The organism is Dokdonia donghaensis DSW-1 (assembly GCF_001653755.1).
Lineage (GTDB): Bacteria > Bacteroidota > Bacteroidia > Flavobacteriales > Flavobacteriaceae > Dokdonia > Dokdonia donghaensis.
In genome coordinates this window covers 2,353,323-2,377,190 of the sequence record NZ_CP015125.1, presented here as the reverse complement: position 1 = coordinate 2,377,190, position 23,868 = coordinate 2,353,323, and the positions used below count along the sequence as shown (strand labels likewise).

General features: G+C 37.3%; 13 protein-coding genes. 12 read left to right on the top strand and 1 reads right to left on the bottom strand.

Annotated features, from left to right (window positions below):
* The first annotated feature begins 165 nt into the window (after nucleotides 1-165).
* From purL to I597_RS10390, 10 genes are all read left to right on the top strand, one after another.
* Nucleotides 166-3,825: a phosphoribosylformylglycinamidine synthase gene (purL, locus tag I597_RS10435; RefSeq protein ID WP_035324798.1), complete on the top strand. Its 3,660-nt coding sequence runs from the start codon at nucleotides 166-168 to the stop codon at nucleotides 3,823-3,825.
* 46 nt (nucleotides 3,826-3,871) lie between these two features.
* The gene (locus tag I597_RS10430; protein ID WP_236626625.1) at nucleotides 3,872-4,516 is read left to right on the top strand and encodes a Crp/Fnr family transcriptional regulator; all 645 of its coding nucleotides are present in this window, start codon (nucleotides 3,872-3,874) and stop codon (nucleotides 4,514-4,516) included.
* A gap of 79 nt (nucleotides 4,517-4,595) precedes the next feature.
* The gene (locus I597_RS10425) at nucleotides 4,596-5,393 is read left to right on the top strand and encodes a type 1 glutamine amidotransferase domain-containing protein (protein ID WP_081964954.1); all 798 of its coding nucleotides are present in this window, start codon (nucleotides 4,596-4,598) and stop codon (nucleotides 5,391-5,393) included.
* 135 nt (nucleotides 5,394-5,528) lie between these two features.
* Nucleotides 5,529-7,907, top strand: coding sequence for a M14 family zinc carboxypeptidase (locus I597_RS10420; protein ID WP_052111682.1), 2,379 nt, complete (start codon nucleotides 5,529-5,531; stop codon nucleotides 7,905-7,907).
* A 129-nt stretch (nucleotides 7,908-8,036) separates the two neighbouring features.
* Complete coding sequence (locus I597_RS10415) at nucleotides 8,037-9,806, top strand: AMP-dependent synthetase/ligase (RefSeq protein WP_035328608.1); 1,770 nt, start codon at nucleotides 8,037-8,039, stop codon at nucleotides 9,804-9,806.
* Between the two features lie 147 nt (nucleotides 9,807-9,953).
* Complete coding sequence (locus I597_RS10410; RefSeq protein WP_052111684.1) at nucleotides 9,954-10,307, top strand: methyltransferase family protein; 354 nt, start codon at nucleotides 9,954-9,956, stop codon at nucleotides 10,305-10,307.
* A 163-nt stretch (nucleotides 10,308-10,470) separates the two neighbouring features.
* Nucleotides 10,471-13,302, top strand: coding sequence for an excinuclease ABC subunit UvrA (uvrA, locus tag I597_RS10405; RefSeq protein WP_035324799.1), 2,832 nt, complete (start codon nucleotides 10,471-10,473; stop codon nucleotides 13,300-13,302).
* A 52-nt stretch (nucleotides 13,303-13,354) separates the two neighbouring features.
* Complete coding sequence (locus tag I597_RS10400; protein ID WP_021779057.1) at nucleotides 13,355-14,044, top strand: LOG family protein; 690 nt, start codon at nucleotides 13,355-13,357, stop codon at nucleotides 14,042-14,044.
* A gap of 145 nt (nucleotides 14,045-14,189) precedes the next feature.
* Entirely contained in the window at nucleotides 14,190-17,021 is a 2,832-nt protein-coding gene (locus tag I597_RS10395) for a gluzincin family metallopeptidase (RefSeq protein ID WP_236626626.1), read from the top strand.
* 184 nt (nucleotides 17,022-17,205) lie between these two features.
* Nucleotides 17,206-19,614 carry an alpha-ketoacid dehydrogenase subunit alpha/beta gene (locus tag I597_RS10390; RefSeq protein ID WP_035324801.1) on the top strand — a complete coding sequence of 803 codons (2,409 nt, stop codon included), beginning with the start codon at nucleotides 17,206-17,208 and terminating at the stop codon, nucleotides 19,612-19,614.
* Nucleotides 19,615-19,713: 99 nt separating this feature from the next.
* Here the strand turns inward: I597_RS10390 and I597_RS10385 are convergent, their stop codons facing one another.
* A complete protein-coding gene (locus I597_RS10385) occupies nucleotides 19,714-21,762 on the bottom strand; it encodes an HD family phosphohydrolase (RefSeq protein WP_035324802.1) in 2,049 nt (682 codons plus the stop codon).
* Nucleotides 21,763-21,900: 138 nt separating this feature from the next.
* On the opposite strand from I597_RS10385, the gene I597_RS10380 reads away from it, so the two are divergent.
* Together I597_RS10380 and I597_RS10375 are read left to right on the top strand one after the other, a co-directional pair.
* A complete protein-coding gene (locus I597_RS10380; RefSeq protein WP_035324803.1) occupies nucleotides 21,901-23,082 on the top strand; it encodes an acetyl-CoA C-acyltransferase in 1,182 nt (393 codons plus the stop codon).
* A gap of 18 nt (nucleotides 23,083-23,100) precedes the next feature.
* Nucleotides 23,101-23,850 carry a C40 family peptidase gene (locus I597_RS10375; protein ID WP_035324804.1) on the top strand — a complete coding sequence of 250 codons (750 nt, stop codon included), beginning with the start codon at nucleotides 23,101-23,103 and terminating at the stop codon, nucleotides 23,848-23,850.
* The last annotated feature ends 18 nt before the right edge of the window (nucleotides 23,851-23,868 follow it).

The window sequence follows — 23,868 nt, the reverse complement described above, 5'->3', positions numbered from 1 at the left end:
TTTTTTATAGTTGTATATCAGAAAGATACGATATAATAATGTTTATTCACGGTTATGGTTAACAACTCATTTAATAAACATTTTAATCTCCTTAATTCCTACCATTAACATAAATAAATATTAAGTAATTTTACTTTTTCAAAAACACACAACAAAACCACTCGGATGATCCACTTTTTTGGTAACCCTCAGAACACTGTGTATGCGGTGCAAACTACACAAGACTTTACACAAGAAGATATTGCTAAGCTTGTATGGCTTTTTGGCAACTCCCCACAAATTGAAGCGTCTACTATTGACGCTTTTTTTATTGGCCCTCGTGCAGCTATGATTACTCCGTGGAGTACTAATGCTGTTGAGATTACTCAAAATATGGGTATTACCGGTATTGTGAGAATTGAGGAGTTCGCTTTCGCGAAAGCGGAAACAACTTTTGACCCAATGATATCTCAACAGTTTGAATCATTAGACCAAACTATTTTTGATATTGAGGTTACACCAGAAGAAATTCTCCCTATAACAGACATTGCCGCATATAATGAAAAAGAAGGACTATCGCTAAGTGATGAGGAAGTGACATATCTAGAAGGTGTAGCAGCCAAAATAGGAAGACCACTTACAGACTCTGAAGTTTTTGGTTTTAGCCAAGTAAATTCTGAGCACTGCCGTCACAAGATTTTTAATGGAACGTTTGTAATAGACGGCGAAGAAATGCCATCTTCCCTATTTAAGCTTATTAAAAAGACCTCTGCCGAAAATCCGAATACGATTGTCTCTGCTTATAAAGATAATGTTGCCTTTATAGAAGGTCCTAAGGCCACTCAGTTTGCGCCAAATACGGCAGACAAACCAGATTACTACACAGAAAAAGAGTTTGAATCTGTGATTTCTATTAAAGCTGAGACTCACAACTTCCCTACTACAGTAGAGCCATTTAATGGTGCGGCTACAGGTTCTGGTGGTGAGATAAGAGATAGACTAGCAGGTGGTAAAGGATCTTTACCGCTAGCAGGTACTGCTGTGTATATGACGCCTTACTCAAGGCTTGAGCAAGACCGCCCTTGGGAACAGGGTATGGAAGAAAGAAAGTGGCTTTATCAAAACCCAATAGACCTTCTCATAAAAGCATCAAATGGAGCTTCAGATTTTGGAAATAAATTTGGACAACCACTTATAGCCGGTTCAGTGCTCACTTTTGAGCATCAAGAAGATGGGCAACGTCTAGGTTATGACAAAGTAATTATGCAAGCCGGTGGTATAGGCTACGGGAAGAAAGAACAGGCATTAAAAGATACACCTCAAGATGGTGACAAAATTGTAATACTAGGTGGTGAGAATTATAGAATAGGTATGGGTGGTGCTGCAGTATCAAGTGCAGATACAGGCGCTCTAGACTCTGGTATTGAACTTAATGCCGTACAACGCTCTAATCCAGAAATGCAAAAGCGTGCGGCAAATGCTGTACGTGGTATGGTGGAGAGTGATGTAAACCCTATTGTATCTATACACGATCACGGTGCTGGCGGACACTTAAACTGTCTGTCAGAACTTGTAGAAGATACTGGGGGTCTTATAGATTTAGACAAACTTCCCGTAGGTGACCCTACTCTATCTGCAAAAGAGATTATAGGTAATGAGTCTCAAGAGCGTATGGGACTAGTTATAGGAAAGGAAGACATTGATACATTACAACGTATAGCAGATCGTGAGAGATCTCCTATGTATGAAGTAGGTGACGTGACGACAGATCACAGGTTTACATTTAAAAGTGCTACCACAGGAAAAAGTCCTATGGATTTGCACCTAGATGATATGTTTGGTAGTTCGCCTAAAACCGTGATGACAGATATTACGGTAGCACGTGATTATAAAGAGCCTACTTATGAGTTAGGTAATATACACGACTATTTAGAGCAGGTCTTGCAGCTAGAAGCAGTAGCTTGTAAAGACTGGCTTACTAACAAGGTAGATCGTTGTGTAGGTGGTAGAGTTGCAAAGCAACAATGTGTAGGACCATTACAACTTCCTTTAAATAATGTAGGTGTAATGGCTATGGATTTTAAGAGTACAGAAGGTATTGCAACTTCAATAGGCCATTCACCTGTTTCTGGACTTATAAACCCAGTAGCTGGTAGTAAAAACAGTATCGCAGAGTCTCTTACAAACATTGTGTGGGCACCACTTACAGATGGATTACAGTCTGTAAGTCTATCTGCAAACTGGATGTGGCCTTGTAAAAATGAGGGCGAAGATACTAGACTTTACAAAGCAGTAGAAGCTATATCTGAGATGGCTATTAACCTAGGTATAAACGTACCTACCGGTAAAGACAGTCTCTCGATGAAGCAAAAATATCCAGATGGAGATGTGATAGCTCCAGGTACCGTTGTGATAAGTGCCGCAGGTAGCTGTAATAATATAAATCAAGTAGTAGAGCCAGTGCTTCAAAAGGATGGTGGTGCTATTTATTACATCAATATGTCTGGTGATAGTCATAAACTAGGTGGCTCTAGTTTTGCGCAAGTATGCCATTGCATAGGTAATGAAGCTCCTACTGTTGTAAGTGATGATAACTTCAAAACAGCCTTTAATACATTACAGGAGTTAATAAAAGATAATAAAATACAAGCAGGACACGATGTAGCTAGTGGTGGTCTTATAACTACACTACTCGAACTTTGCTTTGCAGACACAAATCTTGGTGCAAGTCTTGATCTCACAGAAATTGGAGAACAAGATCTAATAAAATTACTCTTCTCAGAAAATGCTGGTGTTGTCTTTCAGGCAGATGCTGGTGTAGAAGATGTCCTTGCAGCTAATAATGTAGCCTTCTTTAAAATAGGAAATGTAACAGATACCGCAGAGCTTGTAATTAAGAGCAATGGTGTCGAGATGGGTCTTAACGTGAGTTCACTACGTGATACTTGGTTTAAAACTTCATTCTTACTAGATAGCAAGCAAACAGCAAATGGACTTGCTCAAGATCGTTTTGATAACTATAAAAATCAAGCGCTAGATTATACATTCCCTGTACACTTTACAGGTAAAAAACCAGTACTTGACACAGGTAAACCTAGACCTAAAGCCGCTATACTTAGAGAGAAAGGAAGTAACTCTGAGCGTGAGATGGCAAATGCAATGTACCTAGCTGGTTTTGATGTTAAGGATGTGCATATGACAGACTTAATAGAAGGACGTGAGACGCTAGAAGACATCCAGTTTTTAGGAGCTGTAGGTGGTTTTTCAAATAGTGATGTACTCGGCTCTGCAAAGGGTTGGGCAGGAGCTATAAAATATAATGAGAAGGCAAATAAAGCGATTAAAAATTTCTTTGCTCGTGAGGATACGCTCTCTGTAGGTATTTGTAATGGTTGCCAGTTGTTTTTAGAATTAGACCTTATCAATCCAGAGCATAAGCAACTTGCAAAGATGTCTCATAATGATAGTCACAAGCACGAGAGCAATTTTACCTCTGTAAAAATTGAAAAGAATAACAGTGTAATGTTATCTTCACTAGAAGGTACTACGCTAGGCGTATGGATATCTCACGGAGAAGGTAAATTTAATTTACCTATGGGCAAAGATGCTTATGATATTGTAGCAACCTATGGCTATGAAGGATACCCTGCAAATCCTAATGGATCTGACTTTAATACCGCAATGATTTGTGACACCACAGGGCGTCACCTTGCAACTATGCCACACATAGAGCGCTCTACCTTCCCTTGGAACTGGGCACACTACCCTACTCCACACACAGATGAGGTAAGTCCTTGGCTAGAGGCATTTGTAAATGCGAGGCTTTGGGTTGAGAAAAACTCTTAATTTTAAGTCAAAACATATTTAAAACTCCCACGCTCTTTTAAAGATTGTGGGAGTTTTTATTTTGCTTTCGCGAAAGCGTATATTTACTCAAACCACACACTTTATAATTCTGGAAAATCAAAATATCATAACGCAAATTTTTAAGAACGTAGATCTTGATACTATAGCCGTAAACCTTATAAATCAAGGGATGGAGCGCATTGAAGTAAAAAAAGGAGAAATTCTTATAGATGTAAACCAGGTTGTAATAGATCAATACTATGTGCATAGTGGCTGTCTACGCTCCTATTTTACAGATACTGTGGGTAAGGAACACACACTTATGTTTGCCATAAATGACTGGTGGATAAGTGACTATACAGCATACTTTACAAAGGCACCGGCCATTGTCACTATAGAGTGTCTTCAAGATGCGGTGATTTATAAATTACCTAAGGAAAAATTAGATAATCTCTACGAGAACATCCCATCGCTAGAATCCTTTTTTAGAAAGAAAATGGAAGGAGCTTTTGCTAGTTTTCAGAAGCGTATTCTGGGTAATATCTCCTTATCTGCCAGGGAGCGTTACCACAGTTTTATTACCACCTACCCTACTATAGAAAAAACAGTAAAGAACTACCATATTGCATCTTACTTAGGCATAACTACCGAAAGCTTAAGCCGTATACGCAAGGAAATTGCTAAAGGATAGTTAAAAACCCCTTTTATTATCATAAATCAATTTTTTGAAGAATTGAGCCCTGTATTTTTGTATTAAGAAATTGATACAAATGAAAAAAACGCTCACAGCGATTGTATTACTTGCGGTTGCATTGTCTTGTAAACAAGCAAATGAAACCGAAGTAACTACTTTAACTAATGTAGAATCAAAAAAAGAAAATACTATGAAAAAGGTACTATTTGTTTTAACAAGTCACGAAGACTTAGGAGACACAGGAGAAAAAACTGGATTTTGGGTAGAGGAGTTTGCTGCTCCATATTACCTACTTAAGGACAAAGGTGTAGACATCACACTTGCTTCGCCTAAAGGTGGACAACCACCTATAGACCCAAAAAGTAATACAGAAGACGCACAAACACCTGCAACCAAAAGATACTTTGCAGATCAAGAAACGCAAGATAAACTTGCCGCTACTATTAAGCTAGAGACGGTTAGTCAAGAAGATTATGACGCGGTATTTTACCCAGGGGGTCACGGGCCATTATGGGACCTTGCAGAAGATAAAAATTCAATTGCTCTTATAGAGAGTTTCTATGCTCATAATAAGCCAGTAGCTGCTGTATGTCACGCACCAGCTATCTTCAAGAACACAAAAAATGAAGATGGGTCTCCACTTGTAAAAGGAAAAACGGTAACAGGCTTTACAAATTCTGAAGAGGAAGCTGTACAGCTTACAGATGTAGTACCATTCTTAGTAGAGGATATGCTTAAGGCAAATGGTGCAAACTATGAGAAGGTTGCAGACTGGGGTGAGTTTGCTGTAGAAGATGGACTTCTTATCACAGGTCAAAACCCAGCATCATCTGAGTTAGTGGCTGAAAAATTATTACATAAATTATCCCTATAATTCCCTCTAAAATAGTGGATAACCTTAAGCCCAAGCTTTTTAAGCTTGGGCTTTTTTAATATACTCTCTCAAGTAGGAAATTCAAGTCTATAAGTGTTATATCTTTATAAGCGCTACCGCTTTAAAGAAACCTTGATGAAAAAATTACTCAGCATACTTTGTGTATTATGTATTTACGCTTTCGCGAAAGCGCAACAAAACCCAACAATATATCACAAGGCTAAGATTTCATTTTCTGGAAATCAAACTCTCACTCAACTTAAAAGCCTTGATATTGCTTCAGATCACGGTATACATAAGGAGGGTACATATATAATCTCAGACTTCTCAACAGATGAAATTGCCATTGCAAGACAAAATGGATATGATGTAGAAATCATTATCAATGATGTAGCCGCCCATTATAGGTCTCAAAATGAGCATATGAGATCAGAATCACAGAACACAAACTGTACGACAAGTAATAACAACTACCCTACTCCAGAAAATTTTAATCAAGGTTCTATGGGAGGATATCTTACTTATCAAGAATTTTTAGACGAGGTAGACGCTATGGCAGCTCTTTATCCTAATCTTATAACTACTAAGGCACAAATAAGTGATTTTCTTACAGAAGGTCAGCCAGATACATCTGTAACGCCATCTATAGGCTCAAACCCTATTTACTGGCTTAAAATAAGTGATAATCCTAATGTAGACGAGACAGAACCAGAGGTTTTATATACAGCTATACATCACGCTAGAGAGCCTATGTCACTTATGCAGCTTGTTTATTATATGTGGTATTTACTAGAAAATTATGAAAGTGATCTTGAAGTACAATCTATAGTTAATAATACAGAACTATATTTTATACCCGTTATTAATCCAGACGGTTATCTATATAACCAAATTACAGACCCAAACGGCGGCGGACTATGGCGTAAAAATAGAAAGAATGGTAACGGTGTAGATAACAATAGAAATTATGACTACCACATTAATGGCGATCCTAATAATGGCTCGTGGGGTGGGGCTGGCTCCTCTAGTAACCCTAACTCTAATACTTATCACGGTACAGGTCCCTTTTCTGAGATAGAAAACCAAGCTATAAAATGGTTTGTAGAGCAACACAACTTTGTGCTGGCACTTAATAATCACACCTTTGGTGAGTTGTTGTATTATCCATTTGGCTATGCAGATGTAGCAACAGCAGATGATGGATTGTATCAAGGTATCGGTGCAGAATTAACTTCTCTAAACGGTTATACCCCTATAAGAGATAACCCCTTTGCAGGTGAGAGTGATGATTTTATGTACGGTACTGTGGGTACACACGATAAGATTTTTGCCTTTACACCAGAGATAGGGACTTCTTTCTGGCCACCAGCAAGTGATATTATAACTACCTCTCAGGCTATGATGTTTATGAATCTTACGGCTGCACAGATGGCTACAAATTATGGTGCTCTCGTAGAAACTACAAATACACTCGTAGGAGAGAGTACAAACCTCTCAACTTCATTTAATTTAAAGCGTCTAGGAGTTGATAGTACAGGTGATTTTACTATTAGTTTCAATCCTGTCTCAAGTAATATCATAAGTAATGGTGATGCCGAAAATTTTACAAATGTTGCGCCTCTAGAAACAGTATCAGGAACCATAAACTATACGTTAACCGAAGATGTAGTTGCTGGTGACCAAATTGAGTTTGATTTAGTTATTAATAATGGATTTTATGACAATGCTATACGTATTACTAAAATATATGGGGCAATAAATAATGTATTTACAGATGAAGCTAACGATTTAAGTAATTATGAAAATACAACTTGGGGAGTTACAAATACTACGTTTGTCTCTCCTTCATCTTCTATTACAGACTCACCTTCTGGTAATTATTCAAATAATCAAAATAGTGTAATATCGTTGTCTAACCCTATAGATCTCTCTTCAGGGACTGCTGCAATGGTATCATTTTATACGAGATGGGATATAGAAAGCACCTGGGACTATGTGCAGTTTGAAATATCTACAGATAATGGTAGCACTTGGGAGCCTCAATGTGGTAATTACACGAGTGCTGGCACAAATGCACAAACTATAGGACAACCTCTTTATGATGGCGTACAAGATGAATGGGTTTATGAAGAGATAGACCTGAGTGAATATATTGGAGAGGTTATAATGGCTCGCTTTACACTGGTTTCTGATGGTGGTGTTACAAGAGATGGTTTTTATTTTGATGATCTTTCATTTTTACTGGTGACAGATGAGTCGCTTCAGGTAGAAGAAGTTGATTTGAAAGCCGCATTTAAGTTATTCCCTAACCCTGTTAAAGACATACTAACTATACGTACTACGCTACCATCTTATAGTTCTATTGTATACAATGTATTAGGACAGGAAGTTTTAAAACCAACAAAACAACAAGGAAATGCTTTTATAGATTACAGTAGCCTTACCGCTGGAATTTACTTTTTGGAGCTTAAAACTCTTGAAAATAGTGCAATTTTCAAAATAGTCAAGAATTAAGTCTAAAACGCATCTTAAAGAAAATCAATACAATATCTCCAAATTGTAAAAATTACTGCCTTATTTTAAGAATATCTCAATAGAAACCGTGCATTTTTTCATATTTTGTCACCGAATTAAATGACACTTATGGAAATTACTAGATTATTTGACTTTCCTTATCATCAACTGGAAACAAACAACCTGCCAGATGCCCTTTGTACGAAAGTAAATGGAGAATGGATTAAGACATCTACGCAAGAATATATTGATAAAGCAAATGCTTTTAGTAGAGGTCTATTACGATTAGGAGTAAAACCTAATGATAAAATAGCGGTTATCTCGATGACTAACCGTACAGAATGGCATATTTGTGATGTAGGTATCTTACAAATAGGCGCTCAAAACGTGCCTATGTACCCTACTATCTCTGCAGAAGATTATGCCTATGTATTAAACCACTCTGAGAGTAAATATGTATTTGTTTCTTGTACAGAAACACTAGCAAAAGTTAGAGAAGCTCAGGATAAAGTACCATCATTACAAGGGGTATACTCTTTTGATGATATAGACGGTTGTGATAACTGGCAACAGGTTTTAGATCAAGGAGCAAATGATAGTAATCAACCAGAAGTACAAGCGCTTATGGATTCTGTAAAGACAGATGACCTTGCTACGCTTATTTATACCTCTGGAACTACTGGTAGACCTAAAGGTGTAATGCTATCGCATAGAAATATTGTGAGTAACGCTATATCAAGTACAGAACGTGTACCTACTGCAGGAGAAGGTATAAAGGCATTGAGCTTTCTACCTATTTGTCACATATATGAGCGTATGATTACGTACCTGTATCAATACAACAGCGTTGCGATCTACTTTGCAGAGTCGCTAGAGACTATCTCAGACAACCTTAAGGAGGTAAAACCTGAGATTATGACAGCTGTACCTAGACTACTAGAGAAAGTATACGACAAGATTATTGCAAAGGGAGCAGATCTTACAGGTATAAAGAAAAAACTATTTTTCTGGGCTGTAGATGTAGGTTTAGAATATGAGCCATATGGTAAAAATGGATGGTTATATGAGCGTAAGCTTGCTATTGCCCGTAAATTAATCTTTTCAAAATGGCAAGAGGCATTAGGAGGTAATCTTAAAGTGATTGCTTCTGGTAGTGCTGCACTACAACCACGTCTAGCTAGAATATACAATGCTGCGCAGATGGGTGTTATGGAAGGTTACGGTCTTACCGAAACATCACCAGTATGTTCTGTAAATGATATGCGAGGTGGCAATTTTAGAATAGGTACTGTAGGAAAGCTTATAAAGGACGTAGAAGTAAAAATAGCAGAAGACGGAGAGATCCTTGTAAAAGGACCTAATGTAATGCTAGGTTATTATAAAGATGCAGAAAAGACAAACGAAGTCCTTAAAAATGGCTACTTCCACACGGGTGATATAGGTCATATAGATGAAGATGGTTTCCTTAAAATTACAGATCGTAAGAAGGAAATGTTTAAAACATCTGGTGGTAAATATGTTGCACCACAATTATTAGAAAACAGATTTAAGCAATCACGTTTTATAGAGCAAATAATGGTAATAGGTGAAGGGCAAAAAATGCCAGCTGCATTAATACAACCTAATTTTGAGTTCCTAGAAGACTGGGCAAAGATGAAAAATGTGACTTACACCTCACAAAAAGATCTCATTGCAAATCCAGAAGTTCAAGCACGTTACCAAAAAGAAGTTGACGAGGCAAACGAGAGCTTTGCAAAGTGGGAAAAGGTAAAAGCCTTTAGACTTACTCCAGATGCCTGGACGGTAGAGAGTGGTCACCTCACTCCTACTATGAAGCTTAAACGTAAAATCATTAAAGAGAACTACGTTCATCTTTATAATGACATCTACGGATTATAAAACAATCAAAAGGGTTACGTTATCGTAACCCTTTTTTAATACACAAAACCCTAGTAAATTTCTTATCGTGTCTCGATTTTCATTACTACTCGTTATTGCTCAAGGTTTACTCATAGCCCCCTACTCTACAATTCAGCAAGTTTTAGTGTGGAGTGTATACCCTTGCTCTTTAAGGTCTGTGGGTTTGCGATAGTTTTGTGGGGAGTGCTTGCAATGCGTATCGGTAATTTTAATATTCAGCCAGAGGTTAAATCTGAGGCTTTAGTAAGCCGTGGTCCTTATCAAATCTTGCGCAATCCTATGTATACAGGCATTCTCTTATTTTTTATCCCAGCTGCTTTTATTCCTTTGAGTATTATAAATTCAATGCTATATATAGCACTTGTCGTAGTTCTAGTTTTAAAGATTTATAGAGAAGAGCAACTGTTGTCAAGTCATTTTGGAGCAACCTATAAAGCATATAAGAAGACAACCTACCGTCTTATTCCGTTATTGTTTTAAAAAAATATCTTGCAATTTCATATAGTTTTATGGGGTAGAATCACGCTTTCGCGAAAGCGTAAAAAAACCACGCTGCAGGCATTAATATTAACAATCTCTTATAGTAGTACTCACTTTCTAATTAAGCCTTAAAGCGGTAAATTTGTTACTTGCCTAAAATTCTATGATAGAACAAGAAGAACGTATTGAAGTATATGGTGCTCGCGCTCATAACCTAAAGAATATTGATGTAATGATACCTAGAGAAAAACTGGTTGTTATTACCGGTCTTTCGGGTAGTGGTAAGAGTTCGCTGGCTTTTGATACCATTTATGCAGAGGGACAACGCCGTTATATTGAGACCTTTTCGGCCTATGCTAGACAATTTCTGGGTGGATTAGAGCGTCCAGATGTAGATCAAATTTTAGGTTTATCTCCAGTAATTGCCATTGAGCAAAAAACCACAAGTAAAAGCCCGCGTTCTACCGTGGGGACTATTACAGAGATTTACGACTTCTTACGCCTACTCTATGCCCGTGCAGCAGATGCTTACTCGTACAATACGGGGGAGAAAATGGTGAGCTATAGTGATGAGCAAATACAGGAGCTCATTACAGAGAGTTATGAGGGTAAGCGTATAAATATTCTCGCTCCTACCATACGCTCTCGTAAGGGGCATTATAGGGAGCTTTTTGAACAAATTGCAAAGCAGGGATTTGTAAAAGTGCGTGTAGATGGTGAAGTACGTGATATTACAAAAGGAATGAAGGTGGACCGCTACAAGGTGCACGACATTGAGATTGTGATAGACCGTATGCAGGTTAAAAAAAGTGATGAGGATAGTAAACGCTTGCGCGAAAGTATAAATACTGCGATGTATCACGGTGATGATGTACTTATGGTACTAGATCACGATACACAAGAGGTACGCTATTTTAGCCGTAACCTGATGTGCCCTACTTCTGGCATCTCATACCCTAATCCTGAGCCTAATAATTTTTCTTTTAATTCGCCTAAGGGTGCTTGTCCTAATTGTAACGGTATAGGTGAACTTTATAAGGTAAACCCAAAAAAGATTGTTCCAGACCCTAAAAAGTCTATAAATGCCGGAGGGCTTGACCCACACGGTCCAAAAAAGAACAACTGGATATTTAAACAGTTACAGCTCATCGCAGAGCGTTTTGACTTTAAACTTACAGACCCCATAGAACGCATCCCACAAGAGGCGATGGACTTTATCTTTTACGGAGGTAATGAGAAGTTTTCTGTTTCTTCAAAACAACTAGGAGTTACAAGAGATTATAAAATAGATTTTGAAGGTGTCGCAAATTTTATAGAAAGTACCTATAAAGATAGTGAGTCTACTTCTCTCGTAAGATGGGCAAAAAGCTATATGAATAAAGTAGCTTGTCCAGTGTGTGAGGGATCACGATTACGTAAAGAATCTCTTTATTTTAAAGTAGATAACCAGAGTATTGCAGACCTCGCATCTATGGATATTCTTGAGCTTAAAGACTGGTTTGAAACGGTAGACTCAAGACTTTCAGAAAAGCAACTCAAGATAGGCTCTGAAATTATAAAAGAAATAAAATCAAGAATACAATTCCTTGTAGATGTAGGTCTCACCTATTTAAACTTAAACAGAAGCTCTAAGTCTCTTTCTGGTGGAGAAGCACAACGTATACGTCTAGCTACTCAAATAGGTTCACAACTTGTAGGTGTACTTTACATTCTAGATGAGCCCAGTATAGGGCTCCACCAGCGAGATAATGAGAAGCTTATAAACTCTCTTGTATCACTTAGAGATATAGGAAATTCTGTGATAGTTGTAGAGCACGATAAGGATATGATAGAGCGTGCAGATCACGTGATAGATATAGGTCCCAAAGCTGGTAATTATGGAGGTGAGATTATAAGTGAAGGAACACCACAAGAACTGTTAAACCACAGCACTCTTACTGCACAATATCTCAATGGAGAGAAGGAAATTACCATCCCTAAAAAACGTAGAAAAGGAAACGGGAAATTTATAGAGCTTAAAGGTGCTACTGGTAATAATCTCAAAAATGTATCTATAAAAATACCGCTAGGTAAAATGATAGCGGTCACCGGTGTTTCTGGTAGTGGTAAGTCTACGCTTATTAATGAGACCCTCTACCCTATTATGAATGCACATTACTTTAATGGCGTAAAGAAACCTATGCCCTATAAGAGTATAAAGGGTCTAGATGAATGTGACAAGGTTATAGATATAAATCAATCACCTATAGGTAGAACGCCTAGATCAAATCCCGCTACTTATACAAAGGCCTTTGATGAGATACGTAGTCTATTTGCAAAAACTCCAGAAGCACTTATAAGAGGCTATAAGCCTGGACGTTTTAGTTTTAACGTTACAGGAGGTAGGTGTGAGACTTGTAAAGGTGGTGGCCTTAGGGTTATAGAGATGAATTTTCTACCAGATGTGTATGTAGAATGTGAGACCTGCCAAGGTAAACGTTTTAATAGAGAGACACTTGAGATACGTTATAAGGGAAAATCTATCGCAGATGTACTAGAAATGACGATGAATGAGGCGACAGACTTCTTTGAAAACATCCCAAAAATACACCGAAAGTTAAAAACCATAAAAGATGTAGGGTTAGGCTATATAACTCTAGGACAGCAAAGTACTACCCTTTCTGGTGGAGAGGCACAACGTATCAAGCTGGCTTCAGAGCTTAGTAAGCGTGATACTGGCAATACTTTTTATATATTAGATGAGCCTACTACGGGACTCCATTTTGAAGATATACGAGTATTAATGGAAGTTCTTAATAAGCTTGTAGATAAAGGAAACACCATTCTTATCATTGAGCACAATCTGGATGTTGTAAAAATGGCAGATTATATAATTGATATAGGTTATGAAGGTGGTAAAGGCGGTGGCGAGGTAGTGGCCGTAGGTACGCCAGAACAAATAATTAAAAAGAATAAAGGCTACACAGCTGAGTTCTTAAAAAAAGAAATGAACTAGACGTAACGCTTACATAGCAAAAACGTCTTACTAACAATATAAAAATACTAGAATGCGCAACGAAAGTAGACCAAAAGGTTGGAACGAGAAAAAAACAAACGACTCTTGGGCCATATTTAAAATAATGGGTGAATTTGTAAATGGTTTTGAAAAAATGAGCCGTATAGGGCCTTGTGTATCCATTTTTGGAAGTGCACGTACGAAACCAGACCACAAATATTACAAACTAGCCGTAGAGGTTGCCGAAAAGATTGCAGATAACGGTTACGGAGTCATCACAGGTGGAGGGCCTGGTATTATGGAAGCTGGTAACCGCGGTGCACATCTTGCCGGAGGAACCTCTGTAGGGCTTAATATAGAACTGCCATTTGAGCAACACGACAACCCATATATAGACAGCGATAAAAGCTTAGACTTTGATTACTTCTTTGTAAGAAAAGTAATGTTTGTTAAGTATTCTCAGGGTTTTGTAGTAATGCCAGGAGGATTTGGTACGCTAGATGAACTCTTTGAAGCAATCACACTTATACAAACGCATAAAATTCAGAAGTTTCCTATTATCCTTGTGGGTACTGAGTTTTGGGGAGGTTTAATGGACTGGGTAAAAGAAACTCTACTTGACTCTTTTAACAATATAAGTGCTGGAGATATGGATCTTATTCATCTTGTAGACACGTCTGACGAGGTGATTGAGGTGCTCAATAACTTCTATGACGAGTATCAGTTAAGTCCTAATTTCTAGTAGTATTACGCTTTCGCGAAAGCGTAACCCACACATTAAAAGACTCTTACAATTACAATAGGAGATTTAATCAATATTCTAGTTCTGAATGTATCATAAATCTCCTTTGTATTCGTTTTTATATTAAACCCCATTTACATCTATATTGAAACATTTTTACTCACTTCTATTTTTGATTGTATCTAGCTATGTAGCGATAGGTCAGAATGCGATGACCATAAATGCTCAATTACAGCCAGATGAGAGATCTATAACAATACAACAGCAAATTGCTGTACAAAACACGTCTACAGATGTTTGGGAGGAAGTTTATCTCACAGACTGGGCGCATAGTTTCTCTAGCAAGACCACTCCCCTAGCAAAAAGATTTGCCGAATCTTTTGAAAAAAAATTCCACCTCGCTCCAGATAATGAACGTGGGTTTACAGCCGTAAAGGCCATCTCTGGCCAGGGGTCTATCCTGCAGTATACAAGACCACAAGGCTTTCCAGACATTATAAAAGTGATTTTAAAAATACCTGTACCTGCTGGCGAAACGGTTATTTTAAATTTACAGTATACCGTTACCCTACCAGATGCAAAATTTACTGATTATGGTATAACTCGCGGCGGTGACTATAACTTGAGGTACTGGTTTATGACACCGTCAGTTTATGATAATGGGTGGCAATATTATAGTAACAAAAATCTTAATGATAGATATTTTCCGCAGTCTGATATTACGGTTAGTTTTTCTATTCCGGTTGGGTTTACGCTTGTTACAGATTTAGAAAAGTCTTCACAAGGTTCTTCATACTCTCAAGGCGAAAAGTTAACACGCCTTACGGGTAAACAGCGTACAGATGCCAAAATATTTCTTCTCAAAAACTCTACTTATGAAGAGGTACAAACAGATTATGTAACTATAGTTTCAAACTTACAAAATGGCACATTACCACCTCAAATAAGGGCCCTTATTACAGACCGCATAGCAGGCTTTCTAGATAAAAATCTAGGAGCATATCCTTTTAATAAAATACTGGTTACAGATCTTGATTACAAAGAGCAGCCAGTTTATGGACTTAATGAGTTACCTAGCTTTATTAGTCCTTTTCCAGATGGCTTTAAGTATGAAATCAAACTGCTCAAGACTACTATTAATAATTATATTAATAATACACTACTTGTAAACCTACGTGAAGATAGGTGGCTCATAGATGGACTCAAAGTCTATATGCTTCAAAAATATATTGATACGTTTTACCCTGATCTTAAAGTTGTAGGCGGTCTTGATAAATACTGGCTCGTACGCCAGTTTTATGCGTCTAAACTTGAGTTTAATGATCAATTCCCTATTCTATATACTCATATCTCTAGACTTAATCTTGATCAAGGATTAGATACTCCTTATGATAAGCTTATTAAGTACAATAAAAACATAGGGTATTCTTATAAAAGCGGTGTCGGTCTTAATTATCTTAATGAGTATTTAGGCGACGAGGTACTAGATGACGTTATTAAAATTTTTTACGAGGAGAATGCATTAAAGCCTACAAGATCAAATAATTTTAAAACACTAGTAAGGTCTAAGAGCAGCAAGGATGTGAGTTGGTTTTTTGATGAGTATATCACATCAAATGAGCGTATAGATTATGCCCTAAAAAACTCTAAAGTAAAAGGAGATTCTATATATGTTACTGTAAAGAATAAAAAAAGACGTAAAACTCCTATACCTGTTTATAGTTTTAAAGATGACAGCCTTACAAGCACACGCTGGGTATCTGGAAAGGAGAGGGATACTACGCTTTCCTACGCCACTGACAACGCAGACCGTTTTGTCCTTAATTATGAGAATATAGTCCCAGAAAATAACTTGCGTAATAATTATGAGAAGCCTGGAGCATTTTTGGGTATTGATAAGCCATTGCAATTTAAGTTCTTCCAGGATTTTGAAAACCCTTCAAAAAACCAGTTATTCTTTATGCCTGTGGCAGAGTTTAACCTCTATGATGGTTTTTCTCCAGGAGTAAAATTGTATAATAAAACATTACTTACAAAAGCACTTAACTATAAAATAGAACCACAGATAGGGCTCAAATCAAAAAAGCTCATAGGTAGTGCCTCTATATCATACCGACACGATTTTCAAAACCAAGGGCTTTATGGACTGCGCTATGGCATTTCTGGCAATAGATTTTCTTATGCTCCAGATTTATTGTTTACTAGGGTAACTCCATTTGTAAATTTGAGGTTTAGAACTTCAAATTTACGAGCAGATAAGCGTCAATTTGTGTCTGCAAGGTATGTGAGTGTGCAGCGTCAAGAAGACCCACTAGTACCGCTGCCTACACCTAATTATGATGTACTTAATTTAAGATATAGTCGGTTTAATCCAGGTATTATTCACACACTTAATCTTATGGGTGATGTGCAATTTGCTCGAAATTTTGGAAAGCTTTCTGGTAACATCTTTTACAGACGTTTATTCTTAAACAATAGACAACTCAATGTGCGCTTGTTTGGCGGGATATTTACCTATAATAAAACACAGTCTGATGGTGACTTTTTTAGTTTTGCATTAGATAGACCTACAGATTATTTATTTGACTATAATTATTATGGCCGTTCAGAAAATAGCGGGGTATTCTCTCAACAAATAATCATAGCAGAAGGTGGTTTTAAATCACAACTAGATGATGTGGCACCCGTTTTTGCAAATGAGTGGATGTTTACAGCAAATGCAAGTACAACTTTGTGGAAATACTTCTATGCTTATGGAGACGTTGGTGTTGTAAAAAACAAAAGAGCAAATGGCAAGCTGGTCTATGATTCTGGTATACAAGTAAGTTTACTAGATGACTACTTTGAGTTGTATTTTCCTATATATTCAAATCTTGGATGGGAAATTGGTCAACCCAATTATGATCAAAAAATAAGATTTCAACTTCAACTAAGTGTAGATACGGTCATTGGGCTGTTTTCACGTAAGTGGTATTAGATAGTGTTTTTATTGGTTTTAAAATTGATAAATCCTCAACAGAAAAGATAATTATTGCATATTTTTAAATATACATCTATATAAATTACTTTTTGGTATGAATTTTACAACTTTTTAACGCCTAGGGGTATTGCATCACGACAAACTTTTGGCTATTTTTACGTCTTAAATCCAATATGTACATATGGCAAGTAACCTAGATACAAAAGCAGCTTTATCTTATGAAGATTTTAAACAATCTGTTCTTAATGATTATCGCATAGCGGTAACGAGTAGAGAGTGTAGCCTTTTAGGCCGAAGAGAAGTACTTACAGGTAAGGCGAAGTTTGGTATTTTTGGAGATGGTAAAGAATTACCACAGCTTGCTTGGGCACGTGCTTTTAAAAATGGTGACTTTAGATCAGGGTACTACCGTGATCAAACATTTATGATGGCCATAGATCATCTCTCTATAGAAGAGTTTTTTGCAGGTCTTTATGCTCATACAGATATCGCTTTTGACCCTATGAGTGCCGGGAAGCAAATGGGTGGACATTTTGCCACGCATAGTCTTGACCCAGATGGAAATTGGAAAAACTTACTACAACAAAAGAACTCAAGTTCTGATATCTCACCTACTGCTGGCCAAATGCCTAGGTTATTAGGTCTTGCACAAGCATCAAAGATTTACAGAAATGTAAAAGAAGCTCAAGGTGAAAACTTCTCAAACAACGGTGATGAAGTAGCCTGGGGAACAATAGGTAACGCAAGTACTAGTGAAGGTTTATTTTTTGAAACCATAAACGCTGCTGGTGTACTACAGGTACCTATGGTAATAAGTGTATGGGATGATGAGTATGGTATCTCAGTACACGCTAAACACCAAACTACGAAAGAAAGTATCTCAAAAATTCTTGCAGGCTTCCAGCGTGATGAAGAAGATAATGGTTATGAGATTATAAAAGTAAAAGGATGGGACTACCCTGCCCTAGTAGATGCTTATGAACGTGCTGGTGCTATTGCTCGTAAAGAGCACGTACCTGTTTTAGTACACGTGGTAGAACTTACACAGCCACAAGGACACTCTACGTCTGGATCACACGAGCGTTATAAAGATCAAGATAGATTACAATGGGAGCGTGAGTCTGACTGTAATGTACAGTTTAGAACCTGGATTATAGATCAAGGGCTCGCTACAGATGAAGAGCTTAAGGTGATAGATAAAGACCTTAAGAAAAAGGTAAGAGATGGTAAAAAAGCTGCTTGGGAAGCATTTTTACACCCTATAAAAAAAGAAAAGCAGAAAATTGTCACCATATTAGAAACACTCATAAGTAATTCTAGTAACGGGAGTTTTATAAAACCGCTACTAAGCGATCTTATAGATAATAAAGAGGCTCTTAAATCTGACTTACTAGGCACAGCTCGTAAGGCACTCAGATATACAATAGGAGAAGATACTCCAGCTAGAACGCAACTCATAGAGTGGATAGATAACTACACAGCAAAAATACAGCCTCAATACAGTGCTCATCTATATAATGAGAATGGTAATGGTGCAACGTCTGTACCTGCTATTGCTCCTACTTACGGAGAAGAAAACCTAGTAGATGGTCGTGTAGTACTACGAGATAACTTTGATGCAATTTTTGCAAAGTATCCTAACACATTAGTTTTTGGAGAAGATGCAGGAGCTATAGGTGATGTAAACCAAGGTCTTGAGGGAATGCAAGAAAAGTATGGTGAACTGCGCGTAGCAGATGTAGGTATACGAGAGGCAACAATTATAGGTCAAGGTATTGGTATGGCTATGAGAGGTCTCCGCCCTATTGCAGAGATTCAATATTTAGATTACATACTGTATGCAATCCAAATAATGAGTGATGACCTTGCAACATTAAGATATAGAACTCACGGTAAACAAAAAGCACCACTTATAGTGCGTACTCGAGGTCACAGACTAGAGGGTATCTGGCATAGTGGGTCTCAAATGGGAGCGATTATACACTTGTTAAGAGGTATGTATGTGCTTACACCACGTAATATGGTAAAAGCAGCAGGTTTTTATAACACGCTTTTAGAAAGTGATGAACCTGCACTAGTTGTAGAGTGTCTTAATGGCTATAGACTTAAAGAAAACTTACCTACTAATATAGGAGAATTTAAAACACCTATAGGTGTTGTAGAGACTGTAAAAGAAGGTACAGATATAACAATTTTATCGTACGGTAGTACGTTGCGTATTATTATGGAGGTAGCAAAAGATCTTCTATCTGTAGGTATTAATGTAGAAGTTATAGATGCACAATCACTACTACCTTTTGACCTTAATCACGATGTCGTTAAGAGTATAAAGAAAACAAATCGCTTTATTGTAATAGATGAAGATATGCCCGGAGGAGCAAGTGCATATCTTCTTGATGAAGTACTTAACAAACAAAATGCTTATAAATATCTTGACAGTAAGCCAGAAACACTCGCTGCACAACAGCATAGACCAGCATATGGTACGGATGGTGATTACTTCTCAAAACCATCTGCAGATGATATTTTTGAAAAGATTTATGGAATGATGCACGAAGCAAATCCATCAAGTTTTCCAAAACTACGATAGATTAAAACAGAAATAGATAGTTATAAAAAAACGAGATACATTATGTGTCTCGTTTTTTTTAGTTTACGCTTTCGCGAAAGCGGAATAATACCCATCTCCCTACTCTGGATACTCAATTCTAAGGTGATAGATGTTATTGAGCTTCTTTTTAAGCACCTTTTTAATCTGCTGGATTTCTTTGAAGGTAATATCAGCATTAAGATACTGATCTTCTTCCATTTGCTTCTTGATAATCTTCTCCACAAAAGCATCTATGAGTGTTGAAGTAGGATTCTTAAGACTTTTACTTGCCGCTTCAACACTATCTGCCATCATTAATATTGCGGTTTCCTTACTAAAGGGTAAAGGGCCTGGGTATTGAAAATCTTCTATGGCAGCGTCTTCATTTTTTTCCTTTTCCTTAAAGTAAAAATATTGCACAGTACTAGTACCGTGGTGGGTCCTTATAAAATCTATAACACGATCTGGTAGATTATACTTTCGCGCAAGCTCAATACCATTAAGAACGTGATCTATAATGATACGCGCACTCTCCTTTGGTGATAAATCATCGTGACTATTTATGCCCGTTGCTTGATTTTCTGTAAAATCTGTAGGGTTTATTATTTTGCCTATATCGTGATAAAGGGCTCCTACTCGTACAAGCATCGCGTTTGCTCCTATTTCATTTGCTGCTGCTTCTGAGAGATTTGCAACGTTAAGACTATGGTGAAAGGTTCCCGGAGCCTCATCTGCAAGTCTTTTTAAAAGCTTACTATTTGTGTCTGAAAGTTCAAGAAGTGAGACGTCGCTCACGAGACCAAACATTTTTTCATAGATATATATAAGCGGTTGTACAAAGAGTGTTGCAAGCCCAGCAAGCATAAACATACCAAAATCTGGCCAGGCAAGTCCCTCTACTCCTCCTTCACTTATAATATGAAAAGCAAAATATGCAAGTATGTAAATTAATGTTATTTGACCAACAGAAATAAACAAGTTTGCTCTCTTATAAAGTTCTGGAACGGTAAGAATAGTCACAATACCTGCAATAACTTGTAAGAAGAAATATTCAAAACTATCTGGAACTATAAAACCTAAAAGTAGTATTGCAATGACGTGTGTAAAAAGTCCTAATCGCGCGTCAAAAAATGCCTTAATAATAAGTGGCAAAATACACATAGGTACAGCATACACATACTGTGGGCTCCAATTTATCACAATGGTTGTAAGTAAAACCATAAGCAGAACATTAAAGAATACAAACGTCAATTTTGTGTTATTAAGAAACACAGAAGGTCTATAAGTTCTTATAAAAAGGAGTAGCATCACTAAGGCTAGCAATACAAGCAACACATAACCAAAAAGCACCCAGTTATATCTAGACTCACTTATGTTCTGAGATTCGTATTTCTGTTTGAGAGAAAGTAATTTTTGTAAATTTTCACCTTCTACTAGCTCTCCTCTATTGATTATAATACTGCCCTTAGGTACAATGTTGTGGGTTTTTGATATACTTGACAGCTCGATATCTAGTGTTTCTTGTGTGAGAACTTCATCTAGTTTTATGTTTGCTTCAAGACCATCAAAATAGACTTGTAAATATCTATTAGAATACTCACTATAAAGACTAGATTGTATAGCATCACTCAACGCATCTGGCATATCGCTCAATACAGTAATATTATCGAAGTTCATTTCTGATACTTCATTACCACGCTTTAAATAAATAAGTCGTCCACTATTATAAACAGGTTTATCTTTTACTACACCATTTTTATAAAACGTAGATAATAGATTTTTTCCATAGTCTTTAAGCTCCTGTTTTGTGCTAGTATATGATAAAGTATCAGGAAAGGCTTTATTAAAATTTGAATCGTATAGTGCTAAAACTTTATTTATTACAGCTTGATCATATTCATAATAAATTGCAGATTGAGATTTTATTTGCTCCTGTTCTTGGGCTAGCTCGTCTGCACTTTTTAGTATTGCAAAGTCTTCGTCTGCATATAGGTTTTCATACTGCCACGGAAAACCCTTTTGTATTTCATATTTAAACTTTCCGCTCTTTGGGAAGAAATAAACAATAAAACCAGCACATATGATGATAAGCAAGAATTTATAGAGAAGATCTTGATGTTTATAAAACTGCTGTGCCGTTGTACTCATAAGGTATAATACTAAGTAGCTAAAATACTAAAATAATATCGCTTCAATTACCCTTAGGTGCTGTCTTGAAGCCTCAAAAATCTTATATTTTTTCTTACATTCGCAAGACTAAAATTAAGCACTTCAAACACAAATAATATGAGTAAAAACGTTGTTATAGTTGCTGCGGCACGTACACCTATAGGTAGTTTTATGGGAGCACTTTCCTCAGTAACTGCAAGTAAGCTAGGAGCAATTGCTATAAAAGGAGCTCTAGATAAAATTAACCTTGATCCAGCTTCTGTAAACGAAGTATTTATGGGTAATGTTGTACAAGCGGGTGTAGGTCAAGCTCCAGCTAGACAAGCTGCGCTTGGTGCAGGTATTCCAGATACAGTACCTTGTACAACTATAAACAAAGTATGTGCTTCTGGAATGAAAGCTGTAATGATGGCAGCTCAGGCTGTAGCACTAGGAGATGCAGATGTTGTAGTAGCTGGTGGTATGGAAAATATGAGCAGAATCCCTCATTATGTACACCTACGTAATGGTCATAAATTTGGACCACAATCAATGGTAGATGGTATGCAAAAAGACGGTCTTGTAGATGCCTATGATGGCAATGCTATGGGTGTTTGTGCAGATACTTGTGCTACAGAGTACGAATTCTCTCGTGAAGATCAAGATAATTATGCCATCCAAAGTTATAAACGCAGTGCTGCAGCCTGGGATGCAGGAAAATTTGATAACGAAGTTGTACCTGTACCTGTGCCACAAAGACGTGGTGACGATGTGATTGTAGATCGTGATGAGGAGTACACTAATGTAAAAATGGAAAAAATACCAGCTTTACGTCCTGCTTTTACAAAAGAAGGAACCGTTACAGCAGCAAACGCTTCTACTATAAATGATGGTGCCGGTGCAGTAATCGTAATGAGTGAAGAAAAAGCAAAAGAGCTTAACCTTACACCGCTATGTACAGTAAAAGGATATGCAGATGCTGCTCACGAGCCAGAATGGTTTACAACAGCACCTTCTAAAGCATTACCAAAAGCACTAGATAAGGCAGGAGTGACTCAAGATGAGATAGACTTCTTTGAGTTTAATGAAGCATTTTCTGTAGTAGGTCTGGCAAATATGAAAATATTAGGACTTACAGATGAAAATACAAACGTAAACGGAGGCGCAGTATCATTAGGACATCCATTAGGTTGTAGTGGTGTGCGTATTCTTATTACATTAATAAATGTATTAAAGCAAAATAATGCTTCACTAGGAGCGGCAGCCATTTGTAATGGTGGCGGTGGCGCATCTGCAATGGTTATAGAAAATCACAACTAAGAGAACTTTATAAAAACTATGCGTTACGGTATCTGCCAGCTTAGTATTGTCCCAATGCGTGCCGAACCTTCGGATCCTAGCGAACTTGTAAACCAGGTTCTCTATGGAGAACATTTTAAGGTAGTCGAGCAACGCAAAAAATGGAGCCGCATTAAACTCTCACACGATAAGTACGAGGGATGGATTGATAATAAGCAGTATATAGAAATAAGTGAGGAGGAGTACGCTTTCGCGAAAGCGCAACCTGCAACCCTCACTACAGATCCTGTACAATTTATCACCACAGAGCATAACCAGCTACTTACCGTGGTGCTAGGTGCCGCAATAGAAAATATAAACTTACTTAAAGACACCTTTGATGGTCTTAGTAGAACTGGAAAATCTGATAAAAGCCAGCTTATAGAAACAGCTATGCTCTATCTTAAATCTCCCTACTTATGGGGAGGAAGAACGCCTTTTGGGATAGATTGTAGTGGATTTACTCAAATGGTTTATAGACTAAACGGTTATAGCCTCAAAAGAGATGCTTCTCAACAAGCGACGCAAGGTGAAGCTTTAAGTTTTATAGAAGAAAGTGAGCCAGGGGATCTAGCTTTTTTTGATAATACAGAGGGTGCTATAACACACGTAGGTATTATTATGGAAGATAATTATATCATACACGCTCACGGTGAAGTACGCATAGATAGATTAGATCATTCTGGTATATATAATGTGCACAAACGCACACACACTCATAAACTAAGAGTTATCAAGAAAATCATCTAATTATAGATTTTATATATT

Excerpts from the sequence above, each read along its gene's own strand:
- I597_RS10385 (WP_035324802.1), bottom strand. The coding sequence starts at position 21,762 with ATGAGTACAACGGCACAGCAGTTTTATAAACATCAAGATCTTCTCTAT.
- I597_RS10400 (WP_021779057.1), top strand. The coding sequence starts at position 13,355 with ATGCGCAACGAAAGTAGACCAAAAGGTTGGAACGAGAAAAAAACAAAC.
- I597_RS10420 (WP_052111682.1), top strand. The coding sequence starts at position 5,529 with ATGAAAAAATTACTCAGCATACTTTGTGTATTATGTATTTACGCTTTC.
- I597_RS10380 (WP_035324803.1), top strand. The coding sequence starts at position 21,901 with ATGAGTAAAAACGTTGTTATAGTTGCTGCGGCACGTACACCTATAGGT.
- purL (WP_035324798.1), top strand. The coding sequence starts at position 166 with ATGATCCACTTTTTTGGTAACCCTCAGAACACTGTGTATGCGGTGCAA.
- I597_RS10415 (WP_035328608.1), top strand. The coding sequence starts at position 8,037 with ATGGAAATTACTAGATTATTTGACTTTCCTTATCATCAACTGGAAACA.
- I597_RS10425 (WP_081964954.1), top strand. The coding sequence starts at position 4,596 with ATGAAAAAAACGCTCACAGCGATTGTATTACTTGCGGTTGCATTGTCT.
- uvrA (WP_035324799.1), top strand. The coding sequence starts at position 10,471 with ATGATAGAACAAGAAGAACGTATTGAAGTATATGGTGCTCGCGCTCAT.
- I597_RS10375 (WP_035324804.1), top strand. The coding sequence starts at position 23,101 with ATGCGTTACGGTATCTGCCAGCTTAGTATTGTCCCAATGCGTGCCGAA.
- I597_RS10390 (WP_035324801.1), top strand. The coding sequence starts at position 17,206 with ATGGCAAGTAACCTAGATACAAAAGCAGCTTTATCTTATGAAGATTTT.